Source organism: Marinobacter bryozoorum (assembly GCF_023156245.1).
GTDB lineage: Bacteria > Pseudomonadota > Gammaproteobacteria > Pseudomonadales > Oleiphilaceae > Marinobacter > Marinobacter bryozoorum.
Window position 1 is genome coordinate 161,932 of sequence record NZ_JAKZAH010000006.1, and the last position, 9,337, is coordinate 171,268.

Annotated in this window: 8 protein-coding genes; 6 read left to right on the top strand and 2 right to left on the bottom strand. The window is 60.0% G+C overall.

Going from position 1 to position 9,337, the window contains the following annotated elements:
- Positions 1-33: 33 nt before the first annotated feature.
- Together MLC59_RS05765 and MLC59_RS05770 are read right to left on the bottom strand one after the other, a co-directional pair.
- Positions 34-1,770: an ExeM/NucH family extracellular endonuclease gene (locus MLC59_RS05765; RefSeq protein ID WP_248231866.1), complete on the bottom strand. Its 1,737-nt coding sequence runs from the start codon at positions 1,768-1,770 to the stop codon at positions 34-36.
- A 55-nt stretch (positions 1,771-1,825) separates the two neighbouring features.
- Positions 1,826-2,737 carry a WYL domain-containing protein gene (locus MLC59_RS05770; protein WP_248231870.1) on the bottom strand — a complete coding sequence of 304 codons (912 nt, stop codon included), beginning with the start codon at positions 2,735-2,737 and terminating at the stop codon, positions 1,826-1,828.
- A 311-nt stretch (positions 2,738-3,048) separates the two neighbouring features.
- Between MLC59_RS05770 and MLC59_RS05775 the strand changes: the two genes are divergently transcribed.
- The 6 genes from MLC59_RS05775 to MLC59_RS05800 all read left to right on the top strand — a co-directional run bounded on the left by MLC59_RS05775 (position 3,049) and on the right by MLC59_RS05800 (position 9,293).
- Positions 3,049-4,329, top strand: coding sequence for an MFS transporter (locus MLC59_RS05775; RefSeq protein ID WP_248231871.1), 1,281 nt, complete (start codon positions 3,049-3,051; stop codon positions 4,327-4,329).
- 107 nt (positions 4,330-4,436) lie between these two features.
- Positions 4,437-4,880, top strand: coding sequence for a MarR family transcriptional regulator (locus MLC59_RS05780; protein WP_248231872.1), 444 nt, complete (start codon positions 4,437-4,439; stop codon positions 4,878-4,880).
- Positions 4,881-5,168: 288 nt separating this feature from the next.
- Entirely contained in the window at positions 5,169-5,738 is a 570-nt protein-coding gene (locus MLC59_RS05785) for a TMEM165/GDT1 family protein (protein WP_248231873.1), read from the top strand.
- Positions 5,739-5,850: 112 nt separating this feature from the next.
- On the top strand, positions 5,851-6,990 hold the full coding sequence (locus tag MLC59_RS05790; RefSeq protein ID WP_248231874.1) for a L,D-transpeptidase family protein: 1,140 nt from the start codon (positions 5,851-5,853) through the stop codon (positions 6,988-6,990).
- 72 nt (positions 6,991-7,062) lie between these two features.
- A complete protein-coding gene (locus MLC59_RS05795) occupies positions 7,063-8,520 on the top strand; it encodes an NfeD family protein (protein WP_248231875.1) in 1,458 nt (485 codons plus the stop codon).
- On the top strand, positions 8,517-9,293 hold the full coding sequence (locus MLC59_RS05800) for a slipin family protein (protein WP_248231876.1): 777 nt from the start codon (positions 8,517-8,519) through the stop codon (positions 9,291-9,293). Before MLC59_RS05795 ends, MLC59_RS05800 begins: the two co-directional genes overlap by 4 nt.
- Positions 9,294-9,337 lie beyond the last annotated feature (44 nt).

Genomic DNA, 9,337 nt, shown 5'->3' on the forward strand with positions numbered 1-9,337 from the left:
AGCTTGCCCGGGGCTGCATCCCTGCCGTGCGGGCTACTGTCTGCGTTCAAGCCGAAGGTCGGTTATCACCGGGTTATGGTCGGACGCCCGCCAGATATAGGCCGGGGGCAGGTCCATGTCAGTGTGTGCGTCATAGGCCCAGATTCGCGGCTCCTCAGCATTGACTGACCACACATGGCTGGCCAGGACCTGTTTTCGCGCCGACGGGTTGGCGAGGTGATAATCCAGGGTGCCCTGGCGGCCGTGGAAGCGGAAGGTCTGGGTACGGGGCCCGTGAAATTCACGAACCAGGTCATGGTAGCCTGCTGCAGCCAATATCCGGAGCGGGTCTTCCATGGCGTAGGCATTGAAATCGCCCACCAGCAGTACCGCAGATTCGTCACCTGATTCCCGACGGGCCAGTTCCCGGGCAGCTTCGGCCCTGGCCCGGGCGAAACAGGCCTGGCCATCCCCGGTTGCTTGCTGTGATGCCGGGGCATTGCGGCAGCTCTTGGATTTCAGGTGCACCGCGATAATGGTGAGGGTGTCACTGCCCCCGGCAAGCTCGAATTGCTGGGCCAGCGCGGGTCGATGCCAGTGTGTGAATGCGCCCTGGTCCATTAGCTGAGCCGGTCCTGCCGGGCGGGTCCGGTCAGCACGGTAAAGCAATCCGTTGCGGATTTCATCGCTGTGAGTGTTGGTTGATCCTTTGACAAAACGCCAGTGCTTACCTAGCTGCTCCGCAAGGTGTGCGATGGCACTACGTGGCCGGTAGCCATCGTTCTCCAGCTCGGATACTGCGAGGATGTCCGGATCCATTGCGGTTATCTGGGCGGCAAGGCGCACCAGCTGTTGCTGGTAGGCATCACGGTTGCGGGCGCCACGGGGAGTGGGAAACCCGCCGCCCTGTCCGTTTCCATTGAACAGATTCCCGAGGTTCAGTGAGGCGACTCTCAGATTGGCACTTTGGTGCCGGCCAGGTGCCGGCGAACGAGGCTTCGTGGCGCTGAACTCTGGTGGCGACAGGGGCTGCAGTCGCCAGTGCCCGAACCGGTAGTCGAGGATACCGGTAACGGGACCAACCCGGTCGCCGATGCGCACCGGGTTATCCGGCGCCAGGTTGCCAGTAGGCCACGGAACCGGGCGGGGGCCCTGCCTGCGCTGGCCATCATCCAGCATCAGCCGGACCTGTTCCTGTTTGTCGAGCCGACTTACCAGGCCGGGGGCAGGTTGTTGCAACTGGGTAGGTACCCACTGCAGTTCCGGTGCCAGGACCAGTTCGCCGTAACGGGCCAGGTTCCAGGTGTCAGTGACCACCAGGGGGTGCTCTGTACGCACCAGCATGCCTTCGAAAGGTTCCCGATGGTCGGCGGTGGTTTGCCCGGGATCAAAAATAGTTGGAGGCGGCAGGCCCGGGGACCCACACACGGTGACGCTGTTTACCCGGCTCAGGGATGTAAGGCCATAGTATTCACCGACCCTGCCACGCACCCGGACCCGGTCTCCGGGCACGCCGGCACCGGATCGGGTATGGATAAACACCGCTTCGGATGTCGCCGGATCATCATCCTGTTCAGGTCGGGCCTGCTGGAGATAGAAACCCTCGAACCCGCCAGTCTGGCGGAGGTCAAGGGTCATGATGCCTTCTGCCGTTACCGTCTGCCCGGCCAGGGGCGACTCGTCTCCGGGTCCCTGAATACCGGAAACGGCAGTGTGTGTGTCGCCACAAGTCTGTGCCCCGGCCTGGAAGGCCAGTATCAGCAGGGCAGGGGCAACAACCATTCTCAGCATGTCTACCGCGCAGATTCCCGGGCCTGGTCTGGCCTGTTGGTTGATGAGGCCTTGTTTATACGGTGTCTGACTGAGTCTCGGCTACCGTATTTCGACTGGGGGTTTTCAGCCACGCCGGCAGGGCATCCCCATTGCACAGCTCCAGCTGGCGACCCGGTATATCCCCTTCGCGACCGTTGGCAGGCAGCCCGAGCATGGGCAGCAGCCAGGGCACCATGGCTTCCCGACAGCGTACCTCAAGGGGCGCATCGTCGATACCATAGTCAGCACAGACCAGGCGACGGCTGGCCGTATCCAGCCCGGCTGCCGGTTGCACCCTGAGGCTGATCATCCGGTTCCAGCGCTCATCATGCTCTTCCCGGTGACGGGATTTGTCCCGGGTGACCCGAACCTGGCCGGTAAGGCGGCTGAGCCGGTAATCACCAAAACCCTGGCGGCGGTCATTCCAGGCCCGCACATACCAGCCCTGGCCAGTCATGACCAGGGTGTGTGGCTCGAGCACGAGGGCTTCCCCGTCGGGGCTTTCAAGGGTGAGGTAGCGTGCTTCCAGTTTGCGTTTCTGGCGACAGGCGGTGATGACCGCGCGGGTAACCTCGGGGCTGGCCTGGCCGCATGGCGCCCGCACCACACAGCTGTCGGGCAGCCCGATATCGAGGTTTTCAAAGCAGTTGCTCAGCGACTGGTGCCGGCAGGCCAGCTCCAGGTACTCTTCAGGCTTGCCCCGGGTCACGACGGGCTGGAAATCCGGCGCCGGGATGTAGCCTTTCAGGTGCCTGTCGTAGACCAGGTTGCCGGGTGCCAGTTCCCGCAGATAGGTATTGATGTCCTTTGACGCCTGCTGACGGCCAATGCCAAAGCCGTGGCAGATGTGGTTGGTGGTAAGGCGGCCTTCCCAAAGGGCTACAATTTCTATCAGGCGATAGCGCAGCAGCAGATCCCAGCGAATGGGCCATTCCGTTTTTTTCATAATGTCGGGCTCTTGGTGATGGCTGACAGAGGTCTGGTCGACAGTGACCGATCCATGATCACCCGACCGATGTTATCAGTATTACCACAGGTCAGTGTGTTACGGGCGATTAATGTAAAATTATGTGAAATGCAGTCGTGGCGTGACTTGCAGAGCTGTTTTTCTGTTCAGCCAGGGGCCGTTTCGGCAACTGCGTAATGGCTGTTGGCGCTATTGGATGCTTAAATCAAGTTTGCTGTCTGTTAGCCAGCTGAACATTCACTGTTGCCGGGTCCTGGGCCCGCTTTCTACCTGTTTCCGGAGACTTCCTGATGACCCGAATGGTGGCGTCCCTGTCGGCGTTGATCATCAGTATTATTTTGCTCGTCAGTGGCAACGCGTTCCTGACAACCTTGCTGGGTATCCGCCTCAGTATCGAATCGGTGGAGCCTTCGGTAATAGGCTGGGTACTGGTGTGTTATTCGGTTGGTTTTGTCCTGGGCACCCTGTACGTGAACCGGATCATTGCACGCGTCGGACACATTCGCGCCTTTGCGGTATTTGCAGCGCTGGCGGCGGTGACTGCGCTTATCTATCCGCTGTCTGTCACCATGGTGTTGTGGGCGGTATTGCGGGCGTTGTCCGGCTTCAGCATTGCGGGCGTACTGGTGGTCATCGAGAGCTGGTTCAGTAGTCGCGCCACCAACAGTAACCGCGGCGCCCTGTTTGCGGTTTACCAGATTGTTTTCTACATCGCGGCGGCTGGCGGCCAGCTGGTCGTTAATCTGGGTGATCCGGCCAACTTCATGCCCTTTACGTTGGCGGCCATCCTGCTGACCCTGGCGCTGATTCCCCTGTCGCTGACCCGAATGGAGGCGCCCCACATAGAAACGGCGGATCGGCTTTCTTTCTTTACCCTGGCCCGGGAGTCGTTTACCGGTATGGCCGGCGCCCTGATCTGCGGCGTGCTGATCGGTGGTTTCTACGCGCTCGGACCGGTCTACGCCACCATGGCGGGGCTGGATGTATCCCGAACCTCCCTGTTTATGGCGGCGGCTATCGTTGCGGCGATGATCCTGGCCTGGCCGCTTGGCCGTATCTGCGACACCTTTGACCGTCGTCGGGTGATGTTTATCGTGGCGGTGGCGGCTGCCGTGACAGCGGTTACCGTCGCCATGACAGGCAGTGCCAACCTGACACTGCTGATGTTGCTTGTAGGGGTGTTTACCGGCCTGTCGGCAACCCTGTATCCCATTGCCGTGGCGATTACCAATGACCGTATGGAATCTCACCGCATCGTGGCGGCCAGTGCCACCCTGTTGCTCAGTTATGGTATCGGCAGTGTGATCGGCCCGGTGGTGATGGCCGAACTGATGGGAGTTCTGGGGCCATCTGGCCTGTTCTGGGGCAGTGCGGGCTTCCTGGTCCTGCTGGCCGCTGCCACCAGTTATCGCATCAGCCACACCCCGGATGTTCCGGTAGAGGAGCAGGAGCAATTCGTGGCTGCCATGCCGGAAGCGTCGCCGGTGCTGGCGGAAATCGATCCCCGGAACGAAGAGTTCCTCGCCTCGCCGGAAGCGGAAGCCGACGAGCTGGCCCGGGAATCTGCCTGACGTTGCAGGTTACATCTTGATCTGGCGCAAACCTGATCAATGTGTAACTTGTGTTCGTCTCAATGATTAGCTTACTATTGCTGAAATCTCAGTAACAGGACAGTGACATGGACCCGCAAACTTCCCGAGATCAGTTCCCCTTCGCCAACGCCCGGGTTACCCGGCGCTGGCGCAAGTTGTTGGATGAGCGCCTCAAGGACCTGGGGGTTACCCAGGCGCGCTGGTCCACCATGGTGTACCTGCAGCGTGGCGGAGAAGGGCTGACCCAGCGGGAACTGGCCCACCTGATGGCCATCGAGAATCCGACCCTGGTACGCCTGCTCGATAGCCTGGAGGAACAGGGCCTGATTGAGCGCCGGCCCTGCAAGCGCGACCGACGGGCCCGCCGGCTTTACCTCACCAGTGGGGGTGAGCGCTTTATGAGCGACCTGAATCAACGGGGCAACCTGCTGCGTGATCAATTGCTTGAGGGTGTCGAGGACAAAGACCTCGAAGTGGCCCTGAGTGTGTTCGAGCGGGTCATGGAGAACGCTGGCCAGCTGAAAAAGTAGGCAGCCCGGACCCGGTTGAGTTTTGGCAGCCGGGTCGCTATGCTTGCCCCTCCTTCAGGGGAGTAGTCTCCGCAGCCTTTGACGGGCTGCGGGTGATGGTCAACATAATCGGAGCACATCTCCGTGGCCACCACGTTCCTGTTTTGCTGCTGGCAAGAGCGCTGCGAGAAAGCCGTCTGGTGCTGGTCGCAGCGGGCGGAACTGACAAGACCTGGGGAACAGCTACTTCCGTGGGCGGAGGGTGGCGGTTCCTCATGTCGTCATGCTCCGCCCCGGACTTTCATTGCTATGGATGCTTTTCTCGCCTCGACCCTGTCTGTATTCATTGCCGAGATCGGCGACAAGACCCAGCTGCTGTCGCTTTTCCTGATTACCCGCTTTCATCACCGCACCCCCATTATCCTTGGCATTTTTATCGCCACGCTGGTGAACCACGGCCTGTCAGCCTTGCTGGGCGCCTGGGTGGCCAGCTGGCTTCCGCAGACCTGGGTACCCTGGCTGGTGGCGGCCAGTTTTGTCGCAATTGCCCTGTGGCTACTGTTCCCGGACAAGGAAAATGGTGAAGATTCAAAACTGCTTGGCCTTGGGGCATTCGCCGCCACCACCCTGATGTTTTTCCTGGCCGAGATTGGTGACAAGACCCAGATTGCCACTGTCGTGCTGGCGGCCCGGTACGATGCGACCTTCTGGGTGATCGTGGGCACGACCATTGGTATGCTGTTGGCGAATGTGCCGGTGATCCTGGCGGGCAAGTGGCTTATGGAGCGTATGCCCATGGCAACGGCCCGCATCGGGGCCAGCATCCTGTTTATTGTATTGGCGATTATTACGGTTGTGGCGGCCTTTAACGGCTTGTGAGGGCCATATCGGTGCCACCAGGGGAACTCCGCCATGGCGGAAACATCCAAGGTAGCAACAGGTTTTGACCGGTCCTGGACGGGGCCACGAATATCGAACTGGAATACCCATAATGGCTAACACCCTGAAATCTGTTATTGCATTGATGGTTACTGGCCTCCTGGCCTGTGGGAGCGCAGTCTCGGCCCTCGCGCAGCAATCTCCGGATGACGGACAGGCCCGGGGCGGTACGCCGCTGGATAGCCTGGCAGTCCACGGCAATGCCAACGGGGAAGAAACCGCCCCGAAGGACAGCCGTGCCCGCTCACCGGTATGGGCGCTGGAAGGGGACCTGGCGGGCAAGCTGCAGATGATGACCACCCGGTACGAGGATACCTTTGCCGAAATTGGTACCCAGCGCAGCCTGGGTTACCTGGAGCTGGTGAAGGCGAACCCGGAGGTGGATCCCTGGCTGCCGGGTGACGGTACCCGGATCACCCTGCCACGCAAGTATGTGCTACCGGACTCCCGTCGGGACGGTATTGTCATCAACCTGGCGGAATATCGTCTCTATTACTTTCGTGATGGCGGTGTGCAGGTGTTCCCGGTGGGTGTGGGAACGGAGGAAAATCCCTCGCCCCTGACCGATGCCGAGGTCACCATGGGCCTTGAGTCCCCGGCCTGGTATCCGCCTGCAAGTATCCGCGCCGAATACGAAGCCAGTGGTGAATACCTGCCGAGAATGATTCCTCCGGGACCGGAAAACCCGCTGGGCAGCCATGCGCTGATACTCAGTGAGGATGGGTACCTGATCCATGGTACCAACAAGGGCTTCGGGGTGGGCATGCAGGTCAGTCATGGCTGCTTCCGCATGTACAACGATGATATCTCCCGTTTTGTCAATGAAGTCAGCAAGGGCACACCGGTTCAGGTGATACACCAGCCGGTCAAGGTGGGTATGCGCAATGGCCAGTTGTGGCTGGAGGTGCATCGTGCCAGGGAAGAATACCCGGAAGAAGAAAAAGAGCGTCTGTGGGAGCAGGTGGCCGAAGCCCTTGAAGCCTACACGCAAGAGAACGAGAAGCTGGAGATCCAGCGCCGGGTTGTTGAGCAGGTGATTGAACAGGCTGACGGTATTCCGCGTATGATTGGTGAGAGGGTAACGCACCTGGCCAGTCGCGATACCGAGGCGGCCAGTGACAGCCAGGCAAGCGAGCGACCGGGTGCTGCGCCCGGTGCCTCCGGATCAGGCTCTCCCCAACGCTGGTTCTGATATCAAGGGACGAGGGTTTGGGGCCAGCTCGCTGACCCCGGTTTCGGGGCGGCTCACGCAAGGGAGCAGGTAATGGAACCACTGACAGCCATCTCTCGTCCTCCCCGCCATCGTTACAGGCTCTGGCTTGGCCTGCTTTTGCTTGGCCTTGCCCTCAGTGTCGGCCAGTGGGTGCTTGCCCAGTCTTCCGGTGAACGCACAGCGACGGTATTAACCATTGATGGTGCCATCGGCCCGGCCACCATGGATTATGTGGTACGGGGCATTGAAGACGCTGAAGAAAGCGGCGCGGCTCTGGTGGTGATCAGGATGGACACCCCCGGTGGGTTGATGGATTCCACCCGCTCTCTGATCAAGGCCATCCTGGCCTCTGAGGTACCAGTAATGACCTGGGTAGCACCATCCGGTGCCAGGGCCGCCAGCGCCGGTACCTATATCCTCTATGCCAGCCATATTGCCGCCATGTCGCCCGCGACTAACCTGGGTTCTGCCACCCCGGTTCAGATGGGCGGTATGCCTGGCTCCGATCAGGCACCGGATGACTCCGGTAGTGAACCCGGCTCCGCAGAGGAAGAATCGACTGGCGACGGGTCCGGCTCTGATGACAGCAGCACCGCGATGGAACGCAAGGTGATGGAGGACGCTGTAAGTTACATCCGGGGCCTGGCAGATCGGCATGGGCGCAATGCTGACTGGGCCGAGCAGGCCGTACGTGAAGCGGTTAACCTGGGGGCGGCGGAAGCCCTCGAAAAGAACGTGGTTGATGTGGTCGCCTCCAGCCTGGATGAGTTGCTCAGCCAGGTCCATGGTCGAGAAGTGGCCATGGTCTCCGGCACCCGAACCCTGGATACGGAAAACCTCGCCATTGTTCGCCAGCAACCGGACTGGCGAACCAGTCTGCTTTCGGTGATCACCGACCCTAACGTGGCCTATTTCCTGATGATCATCGGCTTTTACGGCATCATCTTCGAGTTGGCCAATCCGGGTAGCCTGTACCCGGGGGTCATTGGCGCTATCTGCCTGGTGCTGGCTCTGTTTGCGTTCCAGGTGCTGTCCGTGAACTATGCTGGCCTGGCACTGATTCTGCTGGGACTTGCCTTTATTGTGGGGGAAGCCTTCATGCCGAGTTTCGGTATGTTGGGCGTGGGCGGCATTGTGGCCTTCGTGCTGGGGTCGGTGATTCTTATGGATGGGTCTCACCAGGCCATCTCATTACCTGCCGTAGGCGGCACTGCCGCGGTAGCAGGCGGCTTCATACTGTGGACCGTGACCCGGTTCATGGGGCTCAGGCGCAAGGCGCCTGCGGTAGGTGCCGAACATATGGCCGAAGAACGCTGCCAGGCGCTGGACGATTTTTCCAGCGATGGCGACTACTACCGGGGCCACGTTCGCCTTTCCGGTGAGCGTTGGAATGCCATCAGCGACGACGCCATCGTCACTGGTCAGTGGTTACGTGTACAGTCACTGGAGGGGCTCACCGTGAAGGTTATCCCGGTACAAAAGGATCATAGCCGTAAGGAGGCATTATGATAGGTGAACTGATTCCCTGGATTGCACCCATTGTGGTGTTGTTACTGATTCTTGGCTCGGCCATCCGGATTCTGCCGGAATATGAGCGGGGCGTGGTTTTCTTCCTGGGCCGCTTTCAGGGGGTCAAGGGACCGGGGCTGATTATCATCATCCCGGGTATTCAGCAGGTGGTGCGGGTTGATTTACGGGTCATCACCCTGGACGTTCCCAGCCAGGACGTGATTTCGAAGGACAACGTGACGGTTCGGGTAAATGCGGTGCTGTATTTCCGCGTAGTGGATCCCGAAAGGGCGATACTGCGGGTGGAAGACTTTGGTTCTGCGACCAGTCAGCTTTCCCAGACCACTCTGAGATCCGTACTGGGCAAGCATGACCTGGACGAAATGCTCTCAGAGCGGGATAAACTGAATTCCGATATACAGGAAATCATTGATGCCCAGACCGAGGACTGGGGCATCAAGGTGGCCAATGTCGAGATCAAGCACGTGGACCTGAACGAGTCCATGATCCGTGCCATCGCCCGTCAGGCGGAAGCCGAGCGGGAGCGTCGCGCGAAGGTGATCCATGCGGAAGGCGAACTGCAGGCATCGAAGAAGCTGGTTGAAGCCGCCCAGGTAATGTCAGTGGACTCAGGCGCCATGCAGCTGCGCTACCTGCAGACCCTTGCCGATATGAGCACCAGCAACTCTTCAACCATCGTGTTCCCGTTACCGATGGATATTATGGAAACCTTTATGAACGGGTCTTCCCCAATCATGGTGGGTAATCATTGACGGATTCCAGCCGGATACAGCTGAAGACCGCCGAGGTGGAAGTA